General features: G+C 55.6%; 28 protein-coding genes and 1 tRNA gene. 19 read left to right on the top strand and 10 right to left on the bottom strand.

Annotation, left to right across the window (positions count from 1 at the left end):
- The first annotated feature begins 6 nt into the window (after positions 1–6).
- From gcvH to ACF8PE_RS22980, 3 genes are all read left to right on the top strand, one after another.
- Positions 7–396: a glycine cleavage system protein GcvH gene (gene gcvH, locus ACF8PE_RS22990; RefSeq protein WP_032613877.1), complete on the top strand. Its 390-nt coding sequence runs from the start codon at positions 7–9 to the stop codon at positions 394–396.
- A 125-nt stretch (positions 397–521) separates the two neighbouring features.
- Positions 522–3,395, top strand: coding sequence for an aminomethyl-transferring glycine dehydrogenase (gene gcvP, locus ACF8PE_RS22985; protein ID WP_032613875.1), 2,874 nt, complete (start codon positions 522–524; stop codon positions 3,393–3,395).
- A gap of 81 nt (positions 3,396–3,476) precedes the next feature.
- A complete protein-coding gene (locus tag ACF8PE_RS22980; RefSeq protein WP_032613873.1) occupies positions 3,477–4,220 on the top strand; it encodes an SDR family oxidoreductase in 744 nt (247 codons plus the stop codon).
- A 70-nt stretch (positions 4,221–4,290) separates the two neighbouring features.
- Here ACF8PE_RS22980 and ACF8PE_RS22975 read toward each other — a convergent pair whose 3' ends face one another.
- Complete coding sequence (locus ACF8PE_RS22975) at positions 4,291–5,724, bottom strand: 6-phospho-beta-glucosidase (protein ID WP_392495321.1); 1,434 nt, start codon at positions 5,722–5,724, stop codon at positions 4,291–4,293.
- A 112-nt stretch (positions 5,725–5,836) separates the two neighbouring features.
- On the bottom strand, positions 5,837–6,568 hold the full coding sequence (locus ACF8PE_RS22970; RefSeq protein WP_032613869.1) for a MurR/RpiR family transcriptional regulator: 732 nt from the start codon (positions 6,566–6,568) through the stop codon (positions 5,837–5,839).
- A 52-nt stretch (positions 6,569–6,620) separates the two neighbouring features.
- On the opposite strand from ACF8PE_RS22970, the gene yqfB reads away from it, so the two are divergent.
- Both yqfB and ACF8PE_RS22960 read left to right on the top strand, forming a co-directional pair.
- Positions 6,621–6,932 carry a N(4)-acetylcytidine aminohydrolase gene (gene yqfB, locus ACF8PE_RS22965; RefSeq protein ID WP_032613867.1) on the top strand — a complete coding sequence of 104 codons (312 nt, stop codon included), beginning with the start codon at positions 6,621–6,623 and terminating at the stop codon, positions 6,930–6,932.
- A 165-nt stretch (positions 6,933–7,097) separates the two neighbouring features.
- Positions 7,098–7,757 (top strand): hemolysin III family protein, encoded by a 660-nt coding sequence (locus ACF8PE_RS22960; protein WP_032613865.1) that lies wholly within the window; start codon positions 7,098–7,100, stop codon positions 7,755–7,757.
- A 129-nt stretch (positions 7,758–7,886) separates the two neighbouring features.
- Here the strand turns inward: ACF8PE_RS22960 and ygfZ are convergent, their stop codons facing one another.
- Positions 7,887–8,867, bottom strand: coding sequence for a tRNA-modifying protein YgfZ (gene ygfZ / locus ACF8PE_RS22955; protein WP_032613862.1), 981 nt, complete (start codon positions 8,865–8,867; stop codon positions 7,887–7,889).
- 304 nt (positions 8,868–9,171) lie between these two features.
- On the opposite strand from ygfZ, the gene sdhE reads away from it, so the two are divergent.
- The gene (sdhE, locus tag ACF8PE_RS22950) at positions 9,172–9,438 is read left to right on the top strand and encodes an FAD assembly factor SdhE (RefSeq protein ID WP_032613860.1); all 267 of its coding nucleotides are present in this window, start codon (positions 9,172–9,174) and stop codon (positions 9,436–9,438) included.
- Complete coding sequence (locus ACF8PE_RS22945; RefSeq protein ID WP_032613858.1) at positions 9,419–9,832, top strand: protein YgfX; 414 nt, start codon at positions 9,419–9,421, stop codon at positions 9,830–9,832. The genes sdhE and ACF8PE_RS22945 overlap by 20 nt, the downstream gene beginning before the upstream one ends.
- A 4-nt stretch (positions 9,833–9,836) precedes the next feature.
- Here the strand turns inward: ACF8PE_RS22945 and fldB are convergent, their stop codons facing one another.
- Positions 9,837–10,358, bottom strand: coding sequence for a flavodoxin FldB (fldB, locus tag ACF8PE_RS22940; protein ID WP_164541027.1), 522 nt, complete (start codon positions 10,356–10,358; stop codon positions 9,837–9,839).
- Between the two features lie 101 nt (positions 10,359–10,459).
- Here fldB and xerD point away from each other — a divergent pair, with 101 nt between their 5' ends.
- From xerD to lysS, 5 genes are all read left to right on the top strand, one after another.
- A complete protein-coding gene (gene xerD, locus ACF8PE_RS22935) occupies positions 10,460–11,356 on the top strand; it encodes a site-specific tyrosine recombinase XerD (RefSeq protein ID WP_032613854.1) in 897 nt (298 codons plus the stop codon).
- A gap of 25 nt (positions 11,357–11,381) precedes the next feature.
- Positions 11,382–12,095, top strand: a complete 714-nt coding sequence (gene dsbC / locus ACF8PE_RS22930; protein ID WP_032613852.1) for a bifunctional protein-disulfide isomerase/oxidoreductase DsbC — start codon at positions 11,382–11,384, stop codon at positions 12,093–12,095.
- A gap of 5 nt (positions 12,096–12,100) precedes the next feature.
- Entirely contained in the window at positions 12,101–13,834 is a 1,734-nt protein-coding gene (recJ, locus tag ACF8PE_RS22925) for a single-stranded-DNA-specific exonuclease RecJ (protein ID WP_130588241.1), read from the top strand.
- Between the two features lie 91 nt (positions 13,835–13,925).
- Positions 13,926–15,024 (top strand): peptide chain release factor 2 gene (gene prfB / locus ACF8PE_RS22920; protein WP_103792602.1). Its coding sequence is split into 2 segments (ribosomal slippage): positions 13,926–14,000 and positions 14,002–15,024, totalling 1,098 coding nucleotides; the frame shifts between segments, so codons are not numbered across the junction.
- A gap of 9 nt (positions 15,025–15,033) precedes the next feature.
- Entirely contained in the window at positions 15,034–16,551 is a 1,518-nt protein-coding gene (gene lysS, locus ACF8PE_RS22915) for a lysine--tRNA ligase (RefSeq protein WP_032613846.1), read from the top strand.
- Between the two features lie 46 nt (positions 16,552–16,597).
- Here the strand turns inward: lysS and idi are convergent, their stop codons facing one another.
- Positions 16,598–17,149 carry an isopentenyl-diphosphate Delta-isomerase gene (idi, locus tag ACF8PE_RS22910; protein WP_200142750.1) on the bottom strand — a complete coding sequence of 184 codons (552 nt, stop codon included), beginning with the start codon at positions 17,147–17,149 and terminating at the stop codon, positions 16,598–16,600.
- A 161-nt stretch (positions 17,150–17,310) separates the two neighbouring features.
- Here idi and actS point away from each other — a divergent pair, with 161 nt between their 5' ends.
- A complete protein-coding gene (gene actS, locus ACF8PE_RS22905) occupies positions 17,311–18,072 on the top strand; it encodes an amidase activator ActS (protein ID WP_373407781.1) in 762 nt (253 codons plus the stop codon).
- Between the two features lie 80 nt (positions 18,073–18,152).
- A tRNA-Gly gene (locus ACF8PE_RS22900) sits at positions 18,153–18,226 on the top strand.
- A gap of 35 nt (positions 18,227–18,261) precedes the next feature.
- On the opposite strand, the gene ACF8PE_RS22895 is transcribed toward ACF8PE_RS22900, so the two are convergent.
- Positions 18,262–18,489, bottom strand: coding sequence for a hypothetical protein (locus ACF8PE_RS22895; RefSeq protein ID WP_392495320.1), 228 nt, complete (start codon positions 18,487–18,489; stop codon positions 18,262–18,264).
- Between the two features lie 211 nt (positions 18,490–18,700).
- On the opposite strand from ACF8PE_RS22895, the gene yjdI reads away from it, so the two are divergent.
- On the top strand, positions 18,701–18,931 hold the full coding sequence (gene yjdI, locus ACF8PE_RS22890; protein ID WP_032613838.1) for a 4Fe-4S mono-cluster protein YjdI: 231 nt from the start codon (positions 18,701–18,703) through the stop codon (positions 18,929–18,931).
- A gap of 10 nt (positions 18,932–18,941) precedes the next feature.
- The gene (locus ACF8PE_RS22885) at positions 18,942–19,214 is read left to right on the top strand and encodes a GNAT family N-acetyltransferase (protein WP_103792597.1); all 273 of its coding nucleotides are present in this window, start codon (positions 18,942–18,944) and stop codon (positions 19,212–19,214) included.
- A gap of 43 nt (positions 19,215–19,257) precedes the next feature.
- Here the strand turns inward: ACF8PE_RS22885 and ACF8PE_RS22880 are convergent, their stop codons facing one another.
- Together ACF8PE_RS22880 and ACF8PE_RS22875 are read right to left on the bottom strand one after the other, a co-directional pair.
- Positions 19,258–20,487: an amino acid permease gene (locus ACF8PE_RS22880; RefSeq protein WP_059307251.1), complete on the bottom strand. Its 1,230-nt coding sequence runs from the start codon at positions 20,485–20,487 to the stop codon at positions 19,258–19,260.
- A gap of 118 nt (positions 20,488–20,605) precedes the next feature.
- The gene (locus tag ACF8PE_RS22875) at positions 20,606–21,067 is read right to left on the bottom strand and encodes a multidrug/biocide efflux PACE transporter (RefSeq protein WP_059307252.1); all 462 of its coding nucleotides are present in this window, start codon (positions 21,065–21,067) and stop codon (positions 20,606–20,608) included.
- Positions 21,068–21,173: 106 nt separating this feature from the next.
- Between ACF8PE_RS22875 and ACF8PE_RS22870 the strand changes: the two genes are divergently transcribed.
- Both ACF8PE_RS22870 and ACF8PE_RS22865 read left to right on the top strand, forming a co-directional pair.
- Positions 21,174–22,049 (top strand): LysR family transcriptional regulator, encoded by an 876-nt coding sequence (locus ACF8PE_RS22870; RefSeq protein ID WP_270735630.1) that lies wholly within the window; start codon positions 21,174–21,176, stop codon positions 22,047–22,049.
- 81 nt (positions 22,050–22,130) lie between these two features.
- The gene (locus tag ACF8PE_RS22865) at positions 22,131–22,658 is read left to right on the top strand and encodes a cupin (RefSeq protein WP_392495319.1); all 528 of its coding nucleotides are present in this window, start codon (positions 22,131–22,133) and stop codon (positions 22,656–22,658) included.
- A 14-nt stretch (positions 22,659–22,672) separates the two neighbouring features.
- Here the strand turns inward: ACF8PE_RS22865 and ACF8PE_RS22860 are convergent, their stop codons facing one another.
- Both ACF8PE_RS22860 and ACF8PE_RS22855 read right to left on the bottom strand, forming a co-directional pair.
- Entirely contained in the window at positions 22,673–23,449 is a 777-nt protein-coding gene (locus ACF8PE_RS22860; RefSeq protein WP_032613826.1) for an ABC transporter substrate-binding protein, read from the bottom strand.
- Between the two features lie 14 nt (positions 23,450–23,463).
- A complete protein-coding gene (locus ACF8PE_RS22855) occupies positions 23,464–24,642 on the bottom strand; it encodes a M20 aminoacylase family protein (RefSeq protein WP_032613824.1) in 1,179 nt (392 codons plus the stop codon).
- A 236-nt stretch (positions 24,643–24,878) separates the two neighbouring features.
- Between ACF8PE_RS22855 and ACF8PE_RS22850 the strand changes: the two genes are divergently transcribed.
- Positions 24,879–26,057 (top strand): acetyl-CoA C-acetyltransferase, encoded by a 1,179-nt coding sequence (locus tag ACF8PE_RS22850; protein ID WP_392495318.1) that lies wholly within the window; start codon positions 24,879–24,881, stop codon positions 26,055–26,057.
- Positions 26,058–26,217 lie beyond the last annotated feature (160 nt).

Below are 26,217 nucleotides of genomic sequence, written 5' to 3'. Positions count from 1 at the left end.
AATTCAATGAGCAATGTGCCAGCAGAACTGAAATACAGCAAAGAACACGAGTGGCTGCGCAAAGAAGCCGACGGTACTTATACCGTGGGCATCACCGAACACGCCCAGGAGCTGTTGGGTGACATGGTGTTTGTAGATCTGCCCGACGTTGGCGCGACCGTAAGCGCGGGCGATGACTGCGCAGTGGCCGAGTCGGTAAAAGCCGCTTCTGATATCTATGCCCCGGTGAGCGGTGAAATCGTTGCGGTAAACGACGCGCTGAGCGACTCCCCGGAACTGGTTAACAGCGAACCGTATGAAGGCGGCTGGATCTTTAAGATCAAAGCCAGCGACGAAGCGCAGGTTGCCGCGCTGCTGGATGCGACCGCGTACGAAGCATTACTGGAAGACGAATAAGCCTTTTCCCTCTCCCCTGTGGGGAGAGGGTAGGGTGAGGGGAACAGACGACACCTTCACCCCAGCCCTCTCCCTTAGGGAGAGGGAGAAAACACATTCACTGCACGTTTCAGGAACCATCGCTCATGACACAGACTTTAAGCCAGCTTGAAAACCGTGGCGCCTTCATTGAACGTCACATTGGGCCGGATGCTCAGCAACAGCAGGAGATGCTGAAGACGGTTGGCGCGGATTCGTTAAACGCACTGATTTCGCAGATCGTGCCAAAGGATATTCAGCTCGCCACCCCGCCGCAGGTGGGTGAAGCCACGACTGAATTTGCCGCGCTGGCAGAACTGAAGGCCATTGCCGGCCTGAACAAGCGCTTTAAGTCTTACATTGGCATGGGCTACACCAACGTGCAGTTGCCGCCGGTTATTCTGCGCAACATGCTGGAAAACCCGGGCTGGTACACCGCGTACACCCCGTATCAGCCGGAAGTCTCGCAGGGCCGTCTGGAAGCACTGTTGAACTTCCAGCAGGTGACGCTGGATCTGACCGGTCTGGACATCGCCTCCGCCTCGCTGCTGGATGAAGCCACCGCCGCCGCCGAAGCAATGGCGATGGCGAAACGCGTCAGCAAACTGAAGGGGGCGAACCGCTTCTTCGTCGCCGCCGATATTCACCCACAAACCCTCGACGTGGTACGTACGCGTGCCGAAACCTTTGGTTTTGAAGTGATTGTGGATGACGCAGAGAAAGTGCTGGATCACCAGGATGTGTTTGGCGTGCTGTTGCAGCAGGTGGGCACTACCGGTGAAGTTCACGATTACACGACTCTGATTGCCGAGCTGAAAGCGCGCAAAGTTGTCGTCAGCGTGGCGGCTGATTTTATGGCGCTGGTGCTGTTAACTGCCCCGGGCAAACAAGGCGCAGACATTGTCTTCGGCTCCGCACAGCGCTTCGGCGTACCGATGGGCTACGGCGGTCCACACGCGGCCTTCTTCGCCGCTAAAGATGAATTCAAACGCTCCATGCCAGGCCGTATTATCGGTGTGTCGAAAGATGCCGCCGGTAACACCGCCCTGCGCATGGCGATGCAGACGCGCGAGCAGCATATTCGTCGTGAGAAAGCGAACTCCAACATCTGTACCTCACAGGTGCTGCTGGCTAACATCGCCAGCCTGTACGCCGTCTTCCACGGCCCGGTTGGCCTGAAACGTATCGCCAGCCGTATTCACCGTCTGGCCGATATCCTGGCCTGCGGTCTGCAGCAGAAAGGACAAAAACTGCGCCACGCGCACTTCTTCGATACCTTGTGTGTCGAAGTGGCCGACAAAGCGGCGGTGCTGGCACGCGCTGAGGCAGCAGAGATTAACCTGCGTAGCGACATTCTGAATGCCGTCAGCATCACGCTGGATGAGACCACCACCCGTGAAGATGTTCAGGTGCTGTTCAACGTCCTGCTGGGTGATGACCACGGTCTGAACATTGATACCCTGGACAAAGAGGTGGCGCATGACAGCCGCTCTATCCAGGCAACCATGCTGCGCGACGACGCGATCCTGGCCCATCCGGTATTCAACCGCTACCACAGCGAAACCGAGATGATGCGCTATATGCACTCTCTGGAGCGCAAGGATCTGGCGCTGAACCAGGCGATGATCCCGCTGGGTTCCTGCACCATGAAGCTCAACGCCGCCGCCGAGATGATCCCGATCACCTGGCCGGAGTTTGCTGAGCTGCACCCGTTCTGCCCGGCAGATCAGGCGGAAGGCTATCATCAGATGATCAACCAGCTCTCCGACTGGCTGGTGAAACTGACCGGTTACGATGCGCTCTGCATGCAGCCGAACTCTGGCGCACAGGGCGAATACGCGGGTCTGCTGGCAATCCGTCACTACCACGAGAGCCGCAACGAAGGCCATCGTGATATCTGTCTTATCCCAAGCTCCGCCCACGGCACCAACCCGGCTTCTGCACAGATGGCAGGGATGGAAGTGGTGGTCGTGGCCTGTGATAAAAACGGCAACATCGATCTGGCTGATCTGCGCGCTAAAGCGGAACAGACCAGCGATAAACTCTCCTGCATCATGGTGACCTATCCGTCTACACACGGGGTGTACGAAGAGACCATCCGCGAAGTGTGCGAAATTGTGCACCAGCATGGCGGCCAGGTTTACCTCGATGGTGCCAACATGAACGCCCAGGTGGGGATCACCACACCAGGCTTTATCGGCGCAGACGTATCTCACCTGAACCTGCACAAAACCTTCTGCATTCCGCACGGTGGTGGCGGCCCGGGCATGGGTCCGATTGGCGTCAAAGCGCACCTGGCACCGTTCGTACCGGGTCACAGCGTCGTGCAGATCGAAGGCATGCTTACCCGTCAGGGCGCGGTTTCCGCGGCTCCGTTTGGTAGCGCCTCTATTCTGCCAATCAGCTGGATGTACATCCGCATGATGGGCGCAGAAGGGCTGAAGCAGGCAAGCCAGGTGGCGATCCTGAATGCTAACTACATCGCGACTCGCCTGAAATCTGCTTTCCCGGTGCTCTACACCGGTCGCGATGGCCGCGTGGCGCACGAATGTATTCTCGATATTCGCCCGCTGAAAGAGCAGAGTGGCATTAGCGAACTGGACATCGCCAAGCGCCTCATCGACTACGGCTTCCACGCGCCAACCATGTCGTTCCCGGTTGCAGGTACGCTGATGGTGGAGCCAACCGAGTCTGAGAGCAAAGCCGAGCTGGACCGCTTTATTGATGCAATGCTGGCGATCCGCATGGAGATCGATCGCGTGCTGGACGGCGAATGGACGCTGGAAGATAACCCGCTGGTCAATGCGCCACACACGCAGCACGAAATGGTGGCTGAGTGGAACCACGCTTACAGCCGCGAGCTGGCGGTCTTCCCGGCAGGCGTAGCGAACAAATACTGGCCAACCGTGAAACGTCTTGATGACGTCTATGGCGACCGCAACCTGTTCTGCTCCTGTGTACCTATGAGCGAATACCAGTAATCGTTCAGCTAGAGTAAGGTATTGATATAGGCCGGGTAAGGCGAAGCCGCCACCCGGCTTTTTTCTTTCTGGAGGTGTGTAATGGCAATTGCACTTGTAACCGGTGCCAGCCGCGGAATTGGCAAAGCAACTGCGCTGCAACTGGCGAGGGAAGGCTACACCGTGGCGGTGAATTATCACCACAACATCAAAGCTGCAACCGACGTCATCGCACAGATTGTGGAAGAGGGCGGCAAGGCCTTTGCCTTGCGCGCCGACATCAGTGACGAAGCGCAGGTCATGGCAATGTTCGACAGCCTCGATCGTGAAGGCGAACCCCTCACGGCGCTGGTTAACAACGCCGGGATCCTGTTCGAGCAGAGCACTATCGAAAATCTTTCTGCCGAGCGTATCAACCGGGTGCTGGGCACCAACGTGACCGGGTATTTCCTCTGCTGTCGTGAAGCGGTAAAACGCATGGCGCTGAAACATGGCGGTAAGGGCGGGGCGATTGTGAATGTCTCGTCTGCTGCCTCACGGCTTGGTGCGCCGGGGGAATATGTCGATTATGCGGCGTCGAAAGGTGCTGTGGATTCTCTTACTACCGGGTTAGCTCTGGAGGTAGCCGCACAGGGCATTCGGGTTAACTGTGTTCGTCCTGGGCTGATCTACACGGAAATTCATGCTTCTGGCGGTGAGCCGGGCCGTGTGGACCGGGTGAAGTCGATGCTGCCGATGCAGCGCGGCGGCCAACCTGAAGAGGTGGCGCAGGCGATTGTCTGGCTGTTGAGCGAGAAGGCGTCGTACGTGACGGGCAGTTTTATTGAGTTAGCGGGCGGGAAATAACCCTCTCACCTCAAAGGGGAGAGGGGGATCAATCGTAGGCCCGGTAAGCGCAGCGCCACCGGGCAAAAAATTACAATGTCTCGCCGTTGCTGGCAATCACGCCTTTATACCATTCGAAGCTCTTCTTACGGGAACGAGACATATCGCCCGTACCGTCGTCGTGCTTGTTCACGTAGATAAAGCCGTAGCGTTTGCTGTACTGACCGGTGGTGAAGGACACGCAGTCGATGCAGCCCCACGGGGTGTAGCCCATCAGATCCACGCCATCATACGTCACCGCTTTGATCATCTCTTCCACGTGGGCACGCAGGTAGTCGATACGATAGTCATCGTTGATGCTGCCGTCCTTTTCCACTTTGTCATACGCGCCAAATCCGTTTTCGACGATAAACAGCGGCTTCTGGTAACGTTCATACAGCTCGCACAGGGCGTAGCGCAGGCCCACCGGGTCGATCTGCCAGCCCCAGTCAGAAGCTTTGACGTGCGGGTTCGGAACGCTGCCTTCGAAGCCGGAGATCGCATCGCCCGTACCGCCTTCCGCTTTCACCGCGTTGGTCATGTAGTAGCTGAAGCCCAGATAATCACAGGTGCCTTCACGCAGGATCTGCTCATCGCCCGCTTCCATATTGATGGTGAAACCGCGACGCTCCCATTCGTTCAGCACGTAGGATGGGTAGTAACCACGCAGTTGTACGTCGGTAAAGACATAGCGCTCACGCATTGACTCCTGGGCGAACATCACGTCTTCAGGTTTGCAGGAGAACGGATAGAGCGCCACCATTGCCAGCATGCAGCCGACTTTCATTTCCGGGTTGATGCGACGCGCGGCTTTTACCGCCAGGGCGCTGGCCACGAACTGGTGATGCAGCACCTGGTACATGGTCTCTTCCGGGTTTTGATGCTCGGTATAGACCACGCCGGAGCAGCAGTAGCCGAACAGCGGGGCGCGCCAGTTACGCTGGTTGTTGATCTCGTTAAAGGTCATCCAGTATTTGACCTTGCTCTTGTAGCGCTCAAACACCACTTCAGCGAAATTAACGAAGAAATCGACCACCTTACGGTTGGTCCAGCCGCCGTACTCCTGCACCAGATGCAGCGGCATTTCGAAGTGGGAGAGGGTGATCACCGGCTCGATGTTGTACTTCAGCAGCTCATCGAACATGTCGTCGTAGAATTTCAACCCCTCTTCGTTCGGCTGGGTTTCATCACCTTTCGGGAAGATACGGGTCCAGGCGATGGAGGTACGGAAGCATTTGAAGCCCATCTCGGCAAACAGCTTGATGTCTTCTTTATAGTGGCCGTGGAAGTCGATGGCGTCATGGTTTGGGTAGTATTTACCCTCAACCACTTCCTGAGTGATTTCACGCGGCACGCCGTGAGCGCCGCCGGTCAGCACGTCACAAATGCTCGGGCCTTTACCGCCCTTGTTCCAGCCGCCCTCTACCTGGTGCGCCGCCACTGCGCCGCCCCATAAAAAATCTTTTGGTAAGGTGAGTTTTTTCATCTTTGCTAATCTCATTTATTGTCTTATTTGGAGTCTAACAAAGGGGAATAAAAAGTCACGATATAACAATTTGCAGACATTGTGATTTGTTACGGCAAAAAAACAGGGTGTTTTATTCCGTTAATTTCTTCGCCAGTTTGCGTCCCAAAGATTCAAGAATATAAATCACCGGAATTTGCGTGGTAATATCGTAGACACCCGCGATACGCGTTTGCGGCACATGCCACGAGAGATTAAAGTCTGCCAGTTTTGCCAGCCGTGAATGTTCGTGGCTGGTGATGGAGAGCACCTTGCAATGATGCAGGCTGAACTGGCTGGCGAAGCGCAGGATCTCTTCGGTTTCGCCAGAGACGGAGAGCACAATCGCCAGGGCGTTTTTCGCCATATCGTTGGTCACCGGGAAATAAGGATCGTCGATATGGTTGCTGAATTTACCAATATTGGAAAAGAAACGTGCACCATATTTTGCCAGCGAACCTGACGTGCCTGCGCCGACAAATATAATACGCTCCGAGGATAAGATAATATCCACGGCGTTATTTAAAAGCGTATCAAACTCGTCGTTGTTTACGCTTTTGAAAAAACTGATAATCTCACTGGCACCAAAATTGGCCTGCTGCGGTTCGTTTTGTTCAAGATATAATTTAAAACGGACGCGGAATTCAGAATAGCCATCGCATTTCAGCTTGCGGCAGAAGCGCAGCACGGTGGTGGTGGAAACCCCCGCCGCATCAGCCAGTTCGCGAATGGTCATGTACATCACCTGGTCACGGTTTTTAATGACGGTGTTGTAGACCATCATCTCCAGATTATTGAGACTGGCAATGGCGGAATGGGAGAACATGCTCACAGTGGCTAAACTCACTCATCAGACTTCATCTTCAGGGAATAATAACATGCAGCCAAACGACATTACTTTTTTTCAGCGCTTTCAGGATGACATTCTGGCCGGACGTAAGACCATCACCATCCGTGATGAGAGCGAGGCGCACTTCAAAGCGGGCGATGTTTTGCGGGTGGGGCGTTATGAAGATGACGGCTACTTTTGCACCATTGAGGTAACAGGCACTTCAACCGTGACGCTGGACACGCTGACCGAAAAACATGCCCAGCAGGAGAACATGACCCTCGGTGAACTTAAGCGGGTGATCGCAGAGATCTACCCGAATCAGCGTCAGTTTTATGTTATTGATTTTAAATGCGTTTAATGTTTATCGTGAACATCCGTTAGCTGAAAATGTCATTCAACTATATGATTAAATTAAATAAATATCTGGAGGATATTTATTTTAGCTAACAGGTGTTCACTGGAATCATTCTCAGTTAGCATAGTCAGCGATGCAGTATTCACTTATGTTTTCCCGGAGTTATCTATGGTTAGCAAACCATTAACCACACAGGGATATTCGCTGGCTGAGGAAATAGCCAACAGTATTAGTCACGGGGTAGGTCTGGTGTTTGGCATCGTCGGGCTGGTATTACTCCTGGTTCAGGCCGTCGACACGAACGCCAGCGCGCTGGCGATCACCAGTTACAGCCTGTATGGCGGAAGCATGATTCTGCTGTTCCTGGCGTCCACTCTTTATCATGCCATTCCGTATCAGCGGGCCAAGATCTGGCTGAAAAAATTCGACCACTGCGCCATCTATCTGCTGATTGCCGGGACTTACACACCGTTTTTGCTGGTGGGGTTGGATTCACCGCTGGCGCGCGGATTAATGATTGTTATCTGGAGCCTGGCGCTACTGGGGATCCTGTTTAAGCTGACCATCGCGCACCGTTTCAAGGTGCTGTCGCTGGTGACCTACCTGACCATGGGCTGGCTGTCGCTGATTGTCATCTATGAGCTGGCGGTAAAACTCGCGGCGGGTGGGGTGACGCTGCTGGCGGTGGGCGGAATTGTCTATTCGCTGGGGGTGATTTTTTACGTCTGTAAGCGCATACCCTATAACCACGCGATCTGGCACGGGTTTGTGCTGGGCGGCAGCGTGTGTCACTTCCTGGCGATTTATCTGTACGTTGGACAGGTTTAATTAAGATTGTTGGGTGCGGCCTGATGTCCTCACGCCAACCCTCTCCTGCGGATAGCGGCGCAAACATTAAAAACGGTAACCCTGGGGTTACCGTTTTGCTTTTACCTTTGCCACCCGGTACTCACAACATCACTCTTCCAGGGAATATGGCAGCGGCTCAATGCTCAGGGTATTGACATCTTCACGCACGCGGAAAACGCTGTCTGGCTCCATATCATTGTTCATGACGGCCTGTACAAGCAGACGGCCATCATCAAGCTGAACGGCGGCAAGCACGGTGCCGGTACGGCGCCAGTTGTCACCCATTTTCAGCTCCAGATCTTCGCCGGCTTCCGGTACGCGGCTGGCCTGGCCCGCCAGGTACCACAGCGCACGTTTGTTGGCGCCGCGGAACTTCGCGCGAGCCACCATCTCCTGGCCGGTGTAACAGCCTTTTTTAAAGCTGATCCCACCGAGCGCCTGCAGGTTAGTGGCCTGCGGAATAAACTGCCCGCTGTTGGCGGCATCGATAACTGGAATGCCCGCTTCAATGTTCAGTGACAGCCACTGCTGGCTATTATTCAGCTGTGCTTCGCCACGCAGGGCCTGGGTTACGCGCTCTGCGGTGGCGACATCGGTCACCAGCAGGAAGCGTTCCGCCGGGTGTTCAAACCACAGCAGCGAAGTAACACCGTCGTGAGTGACCTGGTTGTCAGCATCAGGAAGGTCGCTGAACAGGTTTTTCAAGGCTGCGCGCGCCTGGAATCCGGCCACGCCCAGCAGCACCAGTTCGTCATCGGCAGCGATGGTGACCTTGGAGAACACCGCATACTTTTTCAGCTCGGTAAGCTGCGCGTCACGCAGGCTGCGGCGCTCGATCAGGGCAAAGCCGTCCTGACGGCGGAAAATGCGCAGGTTGCTCCACATCTTGCCTTTCGGATCGCAGTGCGCGGCCAGCAGATGTTGGTGTTCGGTCATTTGACTGACATCAGCGGTCACCTGGCCCTGCAGGTACTTTTCGCTGTCCACGCCGACAACGGTTGCCAGCGCCCAGTCATCAAGAGTCATAAGCGTCAGCGGCAGACGCGCAGAGGCGACAGGCTGGCGCGGAGAAAACGGTGTAAATGCCATAGTGAGGTCCTGAATTGCATAACGCTTTGTTGATGCCTAATGGTAAAAGAGACTGTAGCCATTGCAAGCGGTTTCAACAGGCTATTCGTGCCCTTGCGCCATTCTGCATAACGCTACGCAAAACGGATGAATACCCGTATTTGTTGTGGTTTTTTCTGGAAGAGTGCGCCAGGAACATAATATTCCAGTAATGAAACAGCAAAAAACACGTTACACTAAGAGCCGTTTCTTCCCGGTGGACTCTCTTTCTCAGCCGATACGAACGGAACACTGCCTGAACTCAACGTTATGCAGGAAAATACACATGGACATTACTAACAAAGCCCGCATTCATTGGGCATGCCGTCGCGGTATGCGCGAACTCGATATCTCCATCATGCCGTTCTTCGAATACGAATACGACACCCTGAGCGATGAGGATAAAAAGCTGTTTATCCGCCTGCTGGAGAACGACGATCCTGATTTATTTAACTGGTTAATGAATCACGGCGAACCCGCCGACGCCGAACTGCAACGGATGGTGCTTTTAATTCAAACACGGAATCGGGAACGTGGTCCTGTGGCAATCTGATTTACGCGTCTCGTGGCGCGCCCAGTGGATGTCTCTTTTGCTCCACGGCCTGGTTGCGGCTTGCATCCTGTTGATACCATGGCCGCTAAGCTACACCCCGTTATGGTTAATTTTACTGTCGCTGGTGGTGTTTGACAGCGTACGCAGCCAACGGCGCATCAATTCCCGTCAGGGCGAAATCAAGCTGTTCATGGATTCCCGCCTGCAGTGGCAGGGTAGCGAGTGGGAGATTATCGGTACGCCGTGGATGCTCAATTCCGGCATGATGCTCCGCTTACGCAAGGGCGACGGGAAACGCTACCAGCATTTGTGGTTGTCGGCAGACAGCATGGATGAAGGGGAGTGGCGGGATCTGCGCCGGATGCTTTCGCAGCAACCGACGCACGGGCGGTAGGGGATTAGCTGAACTGCTCCGCCATTTCGCCAAGGATCTGCTCGCACCAGCTCTGCAGGCGCTCTTCGCTCAGATCGTATTGATTCGTCTCATCAAGGGCCAGCCCGACAAACAGCTGGCCGTCGGCAATGATCGGTTTCTTACTGGTAAACTCATAGCCCTCGGTCGGCCAGTAACCGATGAAGGTCACGCCTTTCGGCGCCAGCTTATCGTGCAGCATCCCCAGCGCATCAAGGAACCACTCGCCGTAGCCTAACTGGTCGCCCATGCCGTACAGCGCGATAATTTTGCCTTCCAGCTTCAGGGAATCAAGCTGATCCCAGATGGCTTCCCAGTCTTCCTGCAGTTCACCAAAATCCCAGGTTGGGATGCCCAGAATCAGTACGTCGTACTGTTCCATCATCGTCGGGGCGTCGTCTTTGAGATTATGGAGGGTGATCAGTTCCGGACCGATAATGTCGCGAATTTTCTCTGCCGCCATCTCGGTGTAGCAGGTGCTGGAACCATAAAACAGACCAATATTCATCGCTAAAATGTCTCAATACTTGCTATGACTTTGCGTGTAGTGTACCAGAAACAACCCGCATTCAGGCATAATGCACCCATTGCAGAACGAAAGAGGCTGACGTGGAAAAGGATCTCGCACTCATCGAGCAGTTTCTCGATGCGCTGTGGCTTGAGAAGAATCTTGCCGAAAATACCCTCAGCGCCTACCGACGCGATCTGGGCATGCTGGTGGCCTGGTTGCATCACCATCAACTCTCTCTTGCGACGGCCCAAAGCGACGATCTGCAGGCGCTGCTTGCCGAGCGTATGGAGGGAGGCTATAAAGCTACCAGTTCCGCGCGACTGCTAAGCGCCATGCGGCGTCTGTTTCAGCATCTGTATCGTGAGAAATTACGTCCCGACGATCCCAGCGCCGTACTGGCGTCGCCAAAACTGCCGCAGCGTCTGCCGAAGGATCTCAGCGAAGCACAAGTTGAGAGATTATTACAGGCGCCGGTGGTTGACCAACCGCTGGAGTTACGCGATAAAGCGATGCTTGAAGTGTTGTACGCGACGGGACTGCGCGTCTCTGAACTGGTTGGGCTGACGATGAGCGATATCAGCCTGCGTCAGGGCGTGGTACGAGTGATCGGTAAAGGCAACAAAGAACGTCTGGTGCCGCTGGGGGAAGAGGCGGTTTACTGGCTGGAGAACTATCTTCAGCATGGGCGTCCGTGGTTGCTTAACGGTGTCTCCATCGATGTGCTGTTTCCGAGCCAGCGTGCGCAACAGATGACGCGCCAAACCTTCTGGCATCGCATCAAACATTACGCCACACTGGCGGGTATCGACAGTGAAAAACTTTCGCCGCACGTTCTGCGTCACGCTTTTGCGACCCATCTTCTGAACCATGGCGCCGACCTGCGCGTGGTCCAGATGCTGCTTGGGCACAGTGACCTTTCAACGACGCAAATCTACACGCATGTCGCCACGGAACGCCTGCGACAGCTCCACCAACAGCATCACCCACGCGCGTGAGTGGTGACGTGTAACAGGAATCAATATGAAAAAGACTTTAGTGCTGTTCTCTCTGCTGGCAGCCTCATTATCCGGCCTGGCGCATGCAGACGATGCAGCCATCAAACAATCTCTGGCGAAGCTTGGCGTCACCAGCAGCGATATTCAGCCTGCGCCAATTCCTGGGATGAAAACCGTGATGACCAGCGGCGGTGTGTTGTACGTTACCGAAGACGGTAAACATTTTCTGCAAGGGCCGCTGTATGACGTAAGCGGCGCCCAGCCGGTTAACGTGACGAACCAGATGCTGATGAAAAACCTGAACGCGCTGGAAAAAGAGATGATTGTCTACAAAGCGGCGCAGGAAAAACATGTCATCACCGTGTTTACCGACATCACCTGCGGCTACTGCCACAAGCTGCACGAAGAGATGAAAGACTACAACGCGCTGGGGATCACCGTGCGTTACCTCGCTTTCCCGCGTGCGGGCGTGCAGAGCCAGCCTGAGCAGGACATGAAGGCCATCTGGTGTGCGAAAGATCGCAACAAAGCCTTTGATGATGCCATGAGCGGCAAAGGCATTCAGCCAGCCTCCTGCGATATCGACATTGCCAACCACTACGCGCTGGGCGTGCAGTTTGGCGTGACCGGTACGCCAGCTATCGTACTCAGCAACGGTTACGTGGTGCCAGGTTACCAGGGGCCGAAAGAGATGAAAGCCTTCCTCGACGAGCACCAGAAACAGTTTGGCGGTAAATAATTCGCGTGAAATCTTCGATACAACTCCGTCGTCGTGAAGTGAACGACAGCGCCGCGTTACCCGCGGATCTGTCGCCCCTGTTGCGTCGACTGTATGCCAGCCGTGGCGTGCAAACGGCAGACGACCTTGAGCGAAGCGTAAAAGGCATGTTGCCCTGGCAGCAACTGAGTGGCGTCGATACGGCCACGGAGCTGCTGTATAACGCCTTTCGCGAAGGGACGCGCATCATCGTGGTGGGGGATTTCGACGCCGATGGTGCCACCAGTACCGCGCTGAGCGTGCTCAGCCTGCGAGCGATGGGGTGCGATAACGTCTCTTACCTGGTGCCGAACCGCTTTGAGGATGGCTATGGCCTCAGTCCTGAAGTGGTTGATCAAGCGCATGCCCGTGGCGCTCAAATGATCCTGACGGTCGACAATGGGATCTCATCCCACAACGGTGTCGATCGTGCACACTCGCTGGGGATCCCGGTGCTGGTCACCGATCACCATCTGCCCGGCGACACGCTGCCGGCGGCGGAAGCGATCATCAACCCTAACCTGCGAGACTGCGCCTTCCCGTCGAAATCCCTGGCAGGCGTGGGGGTGGCGTTTTACCTGATGCTGGCGCTGCGCACGAAGCTGCGGGATAAAGGCTGGTTCGAGGCGCAGGGCATTGCGCCGCCGAATCTGGCGGAATTCCTCGATCTGGTGGCGCTGGGCACTGTGGCGGACGTCGTGCCGCTGGATGCCAATAACCGCATTCTCACCTGGCAGGGTTTAAACCGCATTCGGGCGGGCAAATGCCGTCCGGGCATTAAGGCGCTGCTGGAGATCTCCAACCGGGATCAACAGCGGCTGGCGGCCAGCGACTTAGGTTTTGCCCTTGGCCCGCGTCTTAACGCCGCCGGGCGTCTGGATGATATGTCAGTCGGAGTGGCGCTGTTGTTGTGCGATAACATCGCGGAAGCGCGCGTGCTGGCCAACGAACTGGACGCGCTGAACCAGACCCGTAAAGAGATCGAGCAGGGAATGCAGGCCGAAGCGCTGACCCTGTGCGAAAAGCTGGAGCGCAGCGGCGAAACGCTGCCCGGCGGGCTGGCGATGTATCATCCTGAGTGGCATCAGGGCGTGGTCGGGATTTTGGCCTCGCGTATCAAAGAGCGTTTTCACCGCCCGGTGATTGCCTTTGCTCCCGCAGGCGACGGCACGCTGAAAGGATCGGGCCGATCCATTCAGGGGCTGCATATGCGCGATGCGCTGGAGCGGCTGGACACGCTACATCCGGGGCTGATGATCAAATTTGGCGGTCACGCGATGGCGGCGGGTCTGTCACTGGAGGAGGCGAAGTTCGATCAGTTCCAGCGCCTGTTCAGCGAGCTGGTCACCGACTGGCTGGATCCGGCCCTGTTGCAGGGCGAAGTGGTCTCCGACGGCCCGTTAACGCCAGCCGAAATGACCATGGAAGTGGCACAGATGCTGCGCGATGCCGGTCCGTGGGGGCAGATGTTCCCGGAGCCGCTGTTCGATGGCCGCTTCCGTCTGCTGCAACAGCGGCTGGTGGGTGAACGCCACCTGAAAGTGATGGTAGAACCGGTAGGCGGCGGCCCGCTGCTGGACGGTATCGCCTTTAACGTCGATACCACCATCTGGCCGGACAACGGCGTGCGCGAAGTCGAACTGGCCTACAAACTGGATATCAACGAGTTTCGCGGCAACCGCACGCTGCAAATCATCATCGACCATATCTGGCCACTTTAGCATCACTATTCCGCTATAAAAAAGGGCGTGAATCCGGTACAATTCCGCCCTTATAACCGCATTTTGACTCGTCCATAAAAGAAAACAGACCATGTTTGAAATTAATCCGGTAAAAAACCGCATTCAGGACCTCACGGAGCGCTCCGACGTTCTTAGGGGGTATCTTTGACTACGATGCCAAGAAAGAGCGTCTCGAAGAAGTAAACGCCGAGCTGGAACAGCCGGACGTCTGGAACGAACCTGAACGCGCACAGGCGCTGGGTAAAGAGCGTTCCTCTCTGGAAGCTATCGTTGATACGCTGGATCAGATGGCACAGGGTCTGGATGACGTTTCCGGGCTGCTGGAACTGGCCGTTGAGGCCGACGACGAAGAGACCTTCAACGAAGCCGTAGCAGAACTCGACGGTCTGGAAGAGAAGCTGGCACAGCTGGAATTCCGTCGTATGTTCTCCGGTGAATACGACAGCGCCGACTGCTACCTGGATATTCAGGCAGGTTCCGGCGGTACAGAAGCACAGGACTGGGCCAGCATGCTGACCCGTATGTACCTGCGTTGGGCTGAAGCCCGCGGCTTCAAGACCGAGATCATCGAAGAGTCTGAAGGTGAAGTGGCAGGCCTGAAATCTGTCACCGTCAAAATCATTGGCGATTACGCCTACGGCTGGCTGCGTACGGAAACCGGCGTTCACCGCCTGGTGCGTAAAAGCCCGTTCGACTCCGGCGGTCGCCGTCACACCTCTTTCAGTTCCGCGTTTGTCTACCCGGAAGTGAAGGACGATATCGACATCGAAATCAACCCAGCGGATCTGCGTATCGACGTTTATCGCGCCTCCGGTGCGGGTGGTCAGCACGTTAACCGTACGGAATCCGCGGTGCGTATTACCCACATTCCGACCGGGCTGGTAACACAGTGCCAGAACGACCGTTCCCAGCATAAAAACAAAGACCAGGCCATGAAGCAGATGAAAGCGAAGCTTTATGAACTGGAGATGCAAAAGAAAAATGCTGAGAAGCAGGCGATGGAAGATAACAAATCCGACATCGGCTGGGGCAGCCAGATCCGTTCTTACGTCCTTGATGACTCCCGCATCAAAGACCTGCGTACCGGTGTCGAAACCCGTAACACGCAGGCGGTGCTGGACGGCAGCCTGGACCAATTTATCGAAGCAAGTCTGAAAGCAGGGTTATGAGGAACCAACATGTCTGAACAACAAGCACAGGGCGCTGACGCGGTCGTCGATCTTAACAATGAACTGAAAACCCGCCGCGAGAAGCTGGCTGCACTGCGCGAGCAGGGTGTGCCGTTCCCGAACGATTTTCGTCGCGATCATACCTCAGACCAACTGCACGCTGACTTCGACGCTAAAGAGAACGAAGAGCTGGAAGCGCTGAACATCGAAGTGGCCGTTGCAGGCCGCATGATGACCCGTCGTATCATGGGTAAAGCGTCTTTCATCACCCTGCAGGACGTTGGCGGCCGCATTCAGCTGTACGTCTCCCGCGACGATCTGCCGGAAGGGATCTACAACGAGCAGTTCAAGAAGTGGGACCTGGGCGATATCCTGGGCGCTAAAGGCAAGCTGTTCAAAACCAAGACCGGCGAGCTGTCCATCCACTGCACCGAGCTGCGCCTGCTGACCAAAGCCCTGCGCCCGCTGCCGGACAAGTTCCACGGTCTGCAGGATCAGGAAGCGCGTTATCGTCAGCGTTACCTGGATCTCATCTCTAACGATGAATCCCGCAAGACCTTCAAAATTCGCTCCCAGATTATGGCTGGCATCCGTCAGTTCATGGTGGGCCGCGACTTTATGGAAGTGGAAACCCCAATGATGCAGGTGATCCCGGGCGGTGCGTCTGCGCGTCCATTTATCACGCATCACAACGCCCTGGACCTGGACATGTACCTGCGTATCGCGCCGGAACTGTACCTGAAGCGTCTGGTGGTGGGCGGTTTCGATCGCGTATTCGAGATCAACCGTAACTTCCGTAACGAAGGCATCTCCGTACGTCATAACCCAGAGTTCACCATGATGGAACTCTATATGGCTTACGCGGATTACAAAGATCTGATCGAGCTGACCGAATCCCTGTTCCGTACGCTGGCGCAGGATATTCTGGGTACCACTGAAGTGCCTTACGGCGAAGAAGTCTTCGACTTCGGCAAGCCGTTCGTTAAGCTGACCATGCGCGAAGCGATCAAGAAATACCGTCCTGAAACCGAGATGGCTGACCTGGATAACTTCGACTCTGCGAAAGCGATCGCTGAAAGCATCGGTATCAAGGTTGAGAAGAGCTGGGGTCTGGGCCGTATCGTGACCGAGATCTTCGAAGAAGTGGCGGAAGCGCACCTGATTCAGCCTACCTTCATCACCGAATACCCGGCAGAAGTTTCTCCGCTGGCGCGTCGTAACGACGAGAACCCGGAGATCACTGACCGCTTTGAATTCTTCATCGGTGGCCGCGAAATCGGCAACGGCTTTAGCGAGCTGAACGATGCAGAAGATCAGGCGCAGCGCTTCCAGGATCAGGTTGATGCGAAAGCGGCGGGTGACGACGAAGCCATGTTCTTCGATGAAGACTACGTGACCGCGCTGGAACACGGCCTGCCGCCAACAGCGGGCCTGGGCATTGGTATCGACCGTATGGTGATGCTGTTTACCAACAGCCACACCATCCGTGATGTGATCCTGTTCCCGGCGATGCGTCCGGTTAAGTAAGCCACAGCTACCAGAAAGCCCCGGCGTTAATCGCGTCGGGGCTTTTTTATTGCTTCGCGTCTGCTGCGAAGCGGACCAAACCCTCTTCTGCCGCTCTCGCTTCCATCACCATCCACGGGCTAAAGGCCCAAGGGGTGGCTTCCAGCGCGCGTAACAGTGCTTCAAGCGTTACCCACTGATACTCCATCACTTCGTCGCGATTGATGTTTACGTCGTTGACAGCATGTGCCGCGAAGACCGGGCATATTTCGTTTTCAACAATCCCGGAGGGATCGGTTTCGCAGTAGCGGAATGCGGGTGCGACCGGAATAATCCCGGCAATCTCGACGCCCACTTCGTAGCGGCAGCGGCGGATTATGGCCTGTTCTGACGTTTCACCCTGTTGCGGATGGCCGCAAACGGAGTTGGTCCAGACACCGGGCCAGGCTTTTTTGCTCATGGCGCGACGGGTGACCAGACACTCACCCTTGTCGTTGAAAAGCCAGCAAGAGAAGGCCAGATGTAGTGGGGTGTGAGAGGTGTGTGCAGCGTACTTTTCCTGAGTGCCGATTATCTTTCCCAGGTCGTTGACCAAAATGACGTGTTCGTGTGTGTCCATTGTAACTCCGTGCTGAAATCGTCAGGCGATACTGACTTGTTAGTGTTCCACTAAGTTCAGCGCGGCCTGACCCGGGCGATTATATCGCAATCGGCATTAAACTGTTTGTCGCATAGGGTGCTCTTGGGCATCCGCGGTGGGGCTGCTATGATAGCGCGGCCATTCACGTTGACCGAGGAACTGTTTTGTTTGCAGGAAGCCCGACGAAAAACCCTGTTTCTGCTCTGTTTTGCCTGATCCTGGCCCTGTTGCTGGCGGGATGCGCAGGCAATCAGTCATCGGATTCTGGTGCTGTGTATACCGTTAAACGCGGCGATACGCTGTACCGCATCTCGCGTGCGACTGGCACCAGCGTGAAGGACTTGGCGCGCCTGAACAATATTTCGCCGCCTTACACCATTGAAGTGGGGCAAAAGCTGAAGGTTAACGGCAGCAGCGCCACAGCTAAAAAATCCTCTTCACGTAGCAAAGGTAAAACCGCCGCAGTCACTCCTTCTTACGTCGTGCCTAAGTCCTCCTGGCCACCCGTCGGACAGCGCTGCTGGATCTGGCCCGCCAGCGGCAAAGTGGTGATACCGTACTCCACCTCGGAAGGGGGCAACAAAGGGATTGATATCGCGGGCACCCGCGGATCGCCGGTCTACGCCTCCGATGCGGGCAAGGTGGTCTATGTCGGCAACCAGCTGCGCGGCTATGGCAACCTGATCATGATTAAGCATGGCGAGGATTACATCACCGCCTATGCACATAATGACACCCTGCTGGTGAATAACGGACAAAACGTGAAGGCCGGGCAGAAGATCGCCACCATGGGCAGCACCGGCTCCAACACCGTGGCGCTTCATTTCCAGATTCGTTATAAGGCAACCGCCATCGACCCGGTACGCTATTTACCGGCGCCGGGCGGCAAACCGAAGTGCTAAGTGGTTATTTAATCGCCGGTTAGCGCAGGGGAGTCTTGTCAGAAGGGGCGTAAGGTCTATAATGCTTTACGCACCTCAAAGCGGGCGTAGTTCAATGGTAGAACGAGAGCTTCCCAAGCTCTATACGAGGGTTCGATTCCCTTCGCCCGCTCCAGCATCTCTTCTTACGTTCCCTTATTTCCTGCCAATTTACACCAGTAAGATCTGAATCAGTATCCGTACGAAATAGAGCGCACAGGCGATCTGTATTATCCGAAAACCCCATCTGACATAGCGCCATGCCTGGCGTTCCTGGGCATCAGCGTGTGCAATGGCGGGATCCGCAGGCTGCTTTTTGCGTTTTGCTCTAATGATATCCCACGCCCATAAGGCGAGCAGTAAAACAACTAATCCTTTTAAAAGTAGTGGGTTATCCATGGTGTTTCAGACGCTCCGGGTAGTCTGCTGATAAAAAAACAGACTACCTGAAAGACACCACCTTAACGTTGATTAATAGCATGCTTTCTCAGTCAGAATTCTGCCCCGCTTAAGGCACTGGATCATTCTATTAAATAAATGTTAACTTTTTGGTTCTCACAGCCAGCATCATCCCTATTCCCGAAAGCATAATAACGACAGAGGCAATGTCATGGATAACGATCTCCTGCAAGCCGGGTACCGGGCCTATACCGGTGAGAAAATTGATGTCTACTTCAACACCGGTATCTGTCAGCACGCGGGAAACTGCGTGCGCGGCAGCGCCAAACTCTTCAACCTGAAACGTAAGCCGTGGATCATCCCTGATGAAGTGGATGTTGATACGGTCGTGCGTGTGATTGACACCTGCCCAAGCGGCGCACTTAAATACCGCCATAAATAAGCGAGAAAACATGGAAATTCAGGAAGGTCATAACAAGTTTTATGTGAATGATGCCGACGGTAACCAGGTCGCGGAGATCGTTTTTGTTCCCACCGGCGAACACCTCAGCATTATTGAGCACACCGATGTCGATCCCATCCTGAAAGGGCAGGGCGTGGGCAAACAGCTGGTCGCGAAGGTGGTGGAAAAGATGCGTGCAGAAAACCGCAAAATCATCCCCCTGTGCCCGTTCGCGAAACATGAATTTGATAACAACCGCGAGTATGACAGTATCCGCGCTTAACGTTGAACAGCACGCTGCCGCAAACCAGCGTGCTGCCTCCTGGTCAGGCGATAAACATCACCGACACGCATAACACCCCCACGATCAGCGTCAGCACGTTGCCAATAGAGCGGTAAGGTTTCAGGGCCGGAATAAGGAAGGTGGACAGGGTCGGCATGATAAACAGGATCATGGCGATAAGCGGTCCGCTGATGGCATAGATCATCGAGATAGCATTGGGATTAATACAGCACACCGCAAAGGTGATCAGCGAAACCCCCATCACCGACACGGCCCGATTGAAGGCCCGGCTTTTCTTTACGCCAACCTGATTTAACGCCGATTTCACCATCTCCGTTGCCCCCTCAATCACCCCAAAATAGGTGCCGAGAAACGACTTCGACATCGCGATGATAGCTACCACAATGCCGGAGATCCCAAGCCATGACGGGGAGGAGGGCATCATCGAGAGGGCAGAGAGAATGGTAACCCCTTGCTCTTTAGCGGCCACGATGTAAGACGGAGGGATCGACAGCAGGCAGCTGAAGACAAAGAACAGCACGCTCAGACAGATAATCAGATACGCCACCTTCATGATGCGGGTACATTTGCCCATCGCGGCGTCGCCATATTTCTCGCGCCGGTCAACGGCAAAGGTCGAAATAATCGGGGTATGGCTGAAGGCGAATACCATTACCGGAATGGAGATCCACACCTGGTGCAAGGTGTGCTGATCAACGCTCATCTGGCTAGTGAGCAGCGAAGGCTGCCAGCTCTGGGTGAGATACAGCGACACCAGCAGGAAGTAAGCGATCAGCGGGAAGACCAGAAAACCCATCACCCGGATGGTGACGTGACGCCCCATCAGAAAGATCAAATTTAACGTCAGCACGACGCCCAGGCTGACCAGCACCCGCACGGTCATGTCTACCGGGATATGCTTCGCCAGCTGCTCAGTCAGGGAGTTGGTGATCGCCACGGCATAGATCTGCACTACTACAAAAAAGGCGACAAAGTAGAGCGTGGTGATCAGATTGCCGATCTTTTTCCCGTAGTAGTGCGTCACCGCACCGGTGATCCCTTCGCTGCCTTTCGTTTTCGCTGAGAGGATAAACTGACATAACGCTTTGTGGGGCCAGTAGGTGAATGGATACGCCACAAGGGCGGTGATGAACAGGACGACAGCGCCCGCAGATCCTAACTGGATGGGCAGAAACAGGGTTCCTGCGCCCACGGCTGTGCCGTACAGGGCAAAGCTCCAGAGGGTCTCTTCTTTAGACCAGATTTTCGACATGAGAGAAACGTATCAACTATGAAACCAACAAAAAGGAGACTATTTTACCATAATTACCCGTAGGGGTCGCAGTTGGCGCTGAAGGGAGCGGGCCGGAAAGCATTTCCGGCCGGAGGGATTAAGACGTGGCAGCGTGCTGCTGCTGGCGGCGCTTCATGATGCGATCGCGCAGGGTGTCGTACGCCCAGTTATAGACCATGGTGTACGGCAGGAAGAAGATGAAGAAGCCAATCTCTAAGGTTAACGCCTGCAACAGGCTCACGCCCAGCACCAGCGATACAATACCGACGCCGATAAAAATAAACCCGACTTCGAATCCAAGGGCGTGCAGGGCACGAACTTTGGCGGTGCGGGTAACGATATGCCGCGGCCACAGTCTGTCAAAACCGGCGTTATAGATGATGTTCCAGATCATCGCCGTCGTGGCGAGAAGAATGGTTAACCCGCCCATCTCGAGCACCGGACGTTGCATCAGCCAGGCGGTGGTGGGGGCAAGGATCGCCGTGGCGATCCCTTCGAATAAGACGGCGTGGAAGATGCGTTCCGGCAGTTTTCTGCGTTGAATATCGTTGTGCTGCATAACCTGATACCTCATTAACCTGCCAGGATGGGCAGAGCCAGGGCGCTATTTTTATCGCTAAAACTGATATATTAAAGTTAGATTCCATCGATAAAGTAGATACATTATGCGCTACTCACCCGAAGCCTTAACGGCATTTGTCGAGACGGTTTCCGCAGGCTCGTTCTCCGCCGCCGCCCGCCGCCTGCGTAAAAGCCAATCCACCATCAGTACCGCCATCGCCCATCTGGAAGATGACCTCGGCTTTGCGCTGTTCGATCGCAGCGCCCGCCAGCCGGTGCTCACCCCCCAGGGCAAGCAGGTGCTGGGCTATGTCCAGTCGATCCTCGCGGCCAGCGCAAGGCTCGATGAACTGGCGGTCTCCCTCAGCGAAGAGACCGAAGCGCACCTGACCTTTGTTCTCTCGGACACCCTGCACCCGGACGTGCTGGAGGAGATGCTGTTTCGTTTTGACGCGCGATTTCCCCATACCGAGTTCGAATGCCTGATTGGTGAGGAGGAAGATGTTATCGACCTGCTACAAAAGGGGCGGGCGCATATCGGCCTCACCGAGGCGCGGGAAAGTTATCCTACCGACATTGCCGCTATCCGCCTGCCGATGCAGACCCATATGGCGATCTATACCTCCGCCACGCATCCCCTCGCCGCGCAAAGCCGTATCGAAGCCGACGAACTGCACGGTTGGCGGGAACTGCGCCTGAACACCTATCTGGAGCGCGAACCGGTGCTGGCGCAGGGGCCGGTGTGGTCGGCACCCAACTACCTGCTATTGCTCAGCATGGCGGTGCAGGGCTTCGGCTGGTGCGCGCTGCCCTCTGCGCTGGTGGAGGAGTTTGCGCCTGCAAAAACGCTGGTGCAGCTCAACGTGTCGGGCTGGCCGCGTTCGGTGGCGATCGATCTGGTATGGAATAAACGCTCCCCGCCAGGCACGGCGGGAAACTGGCTGCGGCACTATCTGCAGCACAAGGCGGATCCCGTGTGACGAATACGACATTTTCCTGATCGGTAGCAAAATCTAAAAGGTCTACACTGAATGGGGTAAATTAACCGACTGAGAAGAGACATGGCCGCTTACAACCAGATAACGCCCCGGGTGTTGATGCTCTCGTCAAAAGACTGGGTGCCGAATAATCCCCATCTGCCGGTGCTGATTTATAAAGGGGCAGTTACGGATGGCGATTTTGCCAGTCAGTTTGAACAACGCTTTGCCGACAATGGCTGGCCGCCTCAGTGGCGCGATGGGATTTTTGATTATCACCATTACCACTCCACTGCGCATGAAGTCCTGGGGGTTTCCCGCGGCGCGGCGCGCCTGGTCATCGGCGGTCCTGGGGGAGAAGAGATGGAGGTCGAAGCCGGGGACGCCCTTTTATTGCCTGCGGGAACCGGACACTGCCGCTTATCGGCGACGCTCGATTTTCAGGTAGTGGGCGCTTATCCGCCGGGTATGGAGTTCGATCTGTGTAAGCAGGCGGCGACGCCCGCAGTCCTGTCGCGTATCGTCTCGCTGCCGTTTCCTGAGCAGGATCCGGTGCATGGCAACTCGCTCCCCTTAACCCAGTTCTGGAAAACCCCGCCCTTCAGCCCGTGAAGGGCGGGATAGCATTACTTGCCGGTATAAATATCAAAACTAAAGTATTTGGCAGCAAGCTTTTTGTAGGTTCCGTCGGCCAGGATCGCCGCGATCGCCCCGTTCAGCTCCTGGCGCAGCTGATCATCCTCTTTGCGCAGACCAATGGCTGCCCCGGCACCAAACAGCGCATCGTCCTGGAGCGCGCCGCCAACAAAGGCGAAATCTTTCCCCTGCGGTTTGTTGAGGAAGCTGTATTCTGCCATCACCCCGGAGAGCACCGCGCCGTCAATACGCCCGGATTCGAGGTCGCGGATCACCTGGTCAGCGCCCTGATAGGCCACGACGTTGACACCCTTGCCGCGCCACTGTTCATTAGCATAGGTTTCCTGAGCAGAACCTTGCTCCACGCCGATGGTTTTCCCTTTCAGCTGATCCACGCTGGCGCTGGTAAGGCTGTTTTTACGCGCCACCAGGAAGGCCGGGCCGCTGTAAATTTTATCGCTGAAGGCAATCTGCTCTTTACGTTTCTCAGTGATGTACATCCCTGAGAGGATGGCATCAAATTTACGCGCCTTCAGGGACGGAATAATGCCGTCGAAGTTGCTTTCAACCCAGACGCATTTGGCCTGTAGCTGCTGACAAATGGCATTGCCCAAATCAATATCAAAACCGACCACCTCGCCCTGCGGGTTTTTCGACTCGAAGGGTGCAAAGGTGGGATCTACGCCAAAACGCAGCTCTTTCGTCTCGGCTGCAAAGGCAGACGACGCTGCCAGTAACGCGACCAGCGGTAAAAGGTATTTTTTCATTTCAGGTCCCTGTTTTAACGGCAGTAGTTTTCAACCAAACGGGCAAAGAAGGAGGCCCCGGTCGTGATGATCTCATCATTGAAGTCGTAGCCGGGGTTATGCACCATGCAGCCGCCTTTTTCCCCTTTCTCGCCGTTGCCGAGCAGGAAATAGCTGCCCGGACGTTGCTGAAGCATAAAGGCGAAATCTTCACTGCCGTTGGACGGCGAGACGCTGTCGAGTACCGCATCTTCACCAAAAAATTCGACGGCCAGCTGGCGGGCGAAGGCAGTCTGCTCGGCATCGTTCACCAGTACCGGGTAGGAGTCATAGATCTCCACTTCGCTGGTGGCACCGTAGCTGCGGGCGGTGAAATCGGTAAGCTCCTGAATGCGTCGGATCAGCAGGTCGCGGATCTCCGGCTTCATTGAACGCACCGTCAGTTCCATCACCGCGCTGTCCGGGATCACGTTGGAGGCAATGCCCGCCTGGAAAGTCCCTACGGTCACCACGGCGGTTTCACCCGGCGGCACGTTACGCGCCACAATGCTCTGCAGGGACATGATCAGGGCGGCCCCGGTGACAATCGGATCTACGGTGCGTTCCGGGTGTGCGCCATGCCCACCGTACCCTTGCAGGGTAATTTTCACGGTATCGGCAGAGGCCATAAAGTTGCCTTCATAGAAGCCAAACTTACCGGTCGGCAGATAAGGCATATTGTGCAGGGCAAAAATACGATCGCAGGGGAAGCGGTCAAACAGCCCGTCTTTAATCATTAAATCAGCGCCGCCAATTGCTTCTTCGGCAGGCTGAAAAATAAGGTGTACGGTGCCATTAAACTGGCAGGCATCAGAGGCAATATATTTCGCCGCAGCCAGTAAAATCGCCGTGTGGCCATCGTGACCGCAGGCGTGCATTTTACCCGGCACGGTACTGGCCCAGGGTAAATTGGTGGCTTCAAAGATGGGTAAGGCGTCCATATCGGCGCGCAGGCCAATGGATTTGCTGCCCTGGCCTTTGCTGAGCGAGCCGACAACGCCGGTTTTCCCGATCTCCCGGGTCACCTGATAACCCCAGCCTTCCAGCTGGCGGGCAACCAGGTTACTGGTATTAAACTCTTCGAGGCTTAATTCAGGGTTGGCATGTAAATGACGGCGGATGGCGATGATTTCGTCTTCTGATTCTTTTATTTCTGGAATGATACAGTCGGACATTTGTTACTCCAGTGTTAACGCGTGTTTGCATCTCCTAACTTATCGCCGCGCCGTCCCAATGCCAATGAGTTATCTAATAATTACCGTGAAAATCATAATTGGCGTGAATGCATACGGCAGCCCCGGCCCACACCCACGCGATGCTTTGTGATAAAACTCACTATTTTTAAACAATTACATCATTAATTGATAACAATCCTCTACTATGTGCGGTGTCATTTTGCGCAGAGGTTGAGATGAAAGACGTCGTGATAGTGGGTGCGTTGCGCACAGCAATTGGCTGTTTCCAGGGAGCGCTCTCACGCCACTCGGCGGTAGATCTGGGCAGCGTGGTGGTTCGCGCGCTGGTGGAGCGCAGTGGCGTTGAGGCCCACGAGATCGACGAGGTGATCCTCGGCCAGGTGCTGACCGCCGGAGCCGGGCAAAACCCGGCCCGTCAGGCCGCGCTGAAAGGTGGCTTACCCAACACTGTCTCTGCGATTACCATCAACGACGTATGCGGCTCCGGGCTGAAGGCGCTGCACCTGGCAACCCAGGCGATCCAGTGCGGTGAAGCGGATGTGGTGATCGCCGGCGGCCAGGAGAATATGAGCCGTGCGCCTCACGTCCTGACCGATAGCCGCACGGGTGCTCAACTGGGCAACAGCCAGCTTATCGACAGCCTGGTGCATGACGGGCTATGGGATGCGTTCAACGATTATCATATGGGCGTCACGGCTGAAAACCTGGCACGAGAATATGGTATCTCCCGTGAACGGCAGGACGCCTATGCGCTTAGCTCGCAGCAGAAAGCCCGGGCCGCCATTGACGCGGGCCGCTTCCGGGATGAGATTGTCCCGGTTAACGCGCAGAAGCAGAACGGTGAGCCTCTGTTGGTCGATACCGATGAACAGCCGCGCACCGACACCAGCGCCGAAGGGCTGGCGTTACTCAATCCTGCCTTTGATATCACCGGTTCGGTCACCGTCGGGAATGCTTCTTCCATCAACGACGGCGCCGCCGCGGTGATGATGATGAGCGAGAGTAAAGCTGAAGCGCTGAACCTGCCGGTGCTGGCGCGCATTAAAGCCTTTGCCAGCGTTGGCGTGGATCCTGCTTTAATGGGTATCGCGCCGGTGCATGCCACGCGTCGCTGTCTGGAGCGGGCAGGGTGGCAGCTGGCGGATGTCGATCTGATCGAAGTGAACGAAGCCTTTGCTGCTCAGGCGTTGTCGGTGGGCAAAATGCTGGAGTGGGATGAGCGCCGGGTCAATGTCAACGGCGGGGCGATTGCGCTGGGACACCCCATCGGCGCGTCAGGTTGCCGTATTCTGGTCTCGCTGGTGCATGAGATGGTGAAACGCGATGCCCGTAAAGGGCTGGCGACGCTGTGCATTGGCGGCGGGCAGGGCGTGGCCTTAGCCATAGAACGATAATATGTTTTGATATATATCAACCCAAATAAGCCTCCCGTCGCGGAGGCTTATTTGTTTGTGAGCCGCGTCATATTTTTCCCCTTGTAAGTAAATTCTCAAACACCCTCGAAATAATTATTGCATTCGCTAAATCAAAAATAAGATTTTAGTGTGATCCCGA

The sequence above is a fragment of the Leclercia sp. GLN_9 genome (genome assembly GCF_043105735.1).
Classification (GTDB): domain Bacteria; phylum Pseudomonadota; class Gammaproteobacteria; order Enterobacterales; family Enterobacteriaceae; genus Enterobacter; species Enterobacter adecarboxylatus.
Note: the sequence above shows the minus strand (reverse complement) of the source record. Positions and strands in the feature narration are given on the sequence as shown.

Excerpts from the sequence above, each read along its gene's own strand:
- ACF8PE_RS22980 (WP_032613873.1), top strand. The coding sequence starts at position 3,477 with ATGGCAATTGCACTTGTAACCGGTGCCAGCCGCGGAATTGGCAAAGCA.
- dsbC (WP_032613852.1), top strand. The coding sequence starts at position 11,382 with ATGAAAAAGACTTTAGTGCTGTTCTCTCTGCTGGCAGCCTCATTATCC.
- gcvP (WP_032613875.1), top strand. The coding sequence starts at position 522 with ATGACACAGACTTTAAGCCAGCTTGAAAACCGTGGCGCCTTCATTGAA.
- gcvH (WP_032613877.1), top strand. The coding sequence starts at position 7 with ATGAGCAATGTGCCAGCAGAACTGAAATACAGCAAAGAACACGAGTGG.
- ACF8PE_RS22895 (WP_392495320.1), bottom strand. The coding sequence starts at position 18,489 with ATGGATAACCCACTACTTTTAAAAGGATTAGTTGTTTTACTGCTCGCC.
- ACF8PE_RS22885 (WP_103792597.1), top strand. The coding sequence starts at position 18,942 with ATGGAAATTCAGGAAGGTCATAACAAGTTTTATGTGAATGATGCCGAC.
- ACF8PE_RS22970 (WP_032613869.1), bottom strand. The coding sequence starts at position 6,568 with ATGTTCTCCCATTCCGCCATTGCCAGTCTCAATAATCTGGAGATGATG.
- ACF8PE_RS22860 (WP_032613826.1), bottom strand. The coding sequence starts at position 23,449 with ATGAAAAAATACCTTTTACCGCTGGTCGCGTTACTGGCAGCGTCGTCT.
- ACF8PE_RS22850 (WP_392495318.1), top strand. The coding sequence starts at position 24,879 with ATGAAAGACGTCGTGATAGTGGGTGCGTTGCGCACAGCAATTGGCTGT.
- ACF8PE_RS22870 (WP_270735630.1), top strand. The coding sequence starts at position 21,174 with ATGCGCTACTCACCCGAAGCCTTAACGGCATTTGTCGAGACGGTTTCC.
- ACF8PE_RS22960 (WP_032613865.1), top strand. The coding sequence starts at position 7,098 with ATGGTTAGCAAACCATTAACCACACAGGGATATTCGCTGGCTGAGGAA.
- lysS (WP_032613846.1), top strand. The coding sequence starts at position 15,034 with ATGTCTGAACAACAAGCACAGGGCGCTGACGCGGTCGTCGATCTTAAC.
- ACF8PE_RS22880 (WP_059307251.1), bottom strand. The coding sequence starts at position 20,487 with ATGTCGAAAATCTGGTCTAAAGAAGAGACCCTCTGGAGCTTTGCCCTG.
- yqfB (WP_032613867.1), top strand. The coding sequence starts at position 6,621 with ATGCAGCCAAACGACATTACTTTTTTTCAGCGCTTTCAGGATGACATT.
- fldB (WP_164541027.1), bottom strand. The coding sequence starts at position 10,358 with ATGAATATTGGTCTGTTTTATGGTTCCAGCACCTGCTACACCGAGATG.
- sdhE (WP_032613860.1), top strand. The coding sequence starts at position 9,172 with ATGGACATTACTAACAAAGCCCGCATTCATTGGGCATGCCGTCGCGGT.
- idi (WP_200142750.1), bottom strand. The coding sequence starts at position 17,149 with ATGGACACACACGAACACGTCATTTTGGTCAACGACCTGGGAAAGATA.
- ACF8PE_RS22975 (WP_392495321.1), bottom strand. The coding sequence starts at position 5,724 with ATGAAAAAACTCACCTTACCAAAAGATTTTTTATGGGGCGGCGCAGTG.
- ACF8PE_RS22875 (WP_059307252.1), bottom strand. The coding sequence starts at position 21,067 with ATGCAGCACAACGATATTCAACGCAGAAAACTGCCGGAACGCATCTTC.
- ACF8PE_RS22855 (WP_032613824.1), bottom strand. The coding sequence starts at position 24,642 with ATGTCCGACTGTATCATTCCAGAAATAAAAGAATCAGAAGACGAAATC.
- ygfZ (WP_032613862.1), bottom strand. The coding sequence starts at position 8,867 with ATGGCATTTACACCGTTTTCTCCGCGCCAGCCTGTCGCCTCTGCGCGT.
- ACF8PE_RS22865 (WP_392495319.1), top strand. The coding sequence starts at position 22,131 with ATGGCCGCTTACAACCAGATAACGCCCCGGGTGTTGATGCTCTCGTCA.
- yjdI (WP_032613838.1), top strand. The coding sequence starts at position 18,701 with ATGGATAACGATCTCCTGCAAGCCGGGTACCGGGCCTATACCGGTGAG.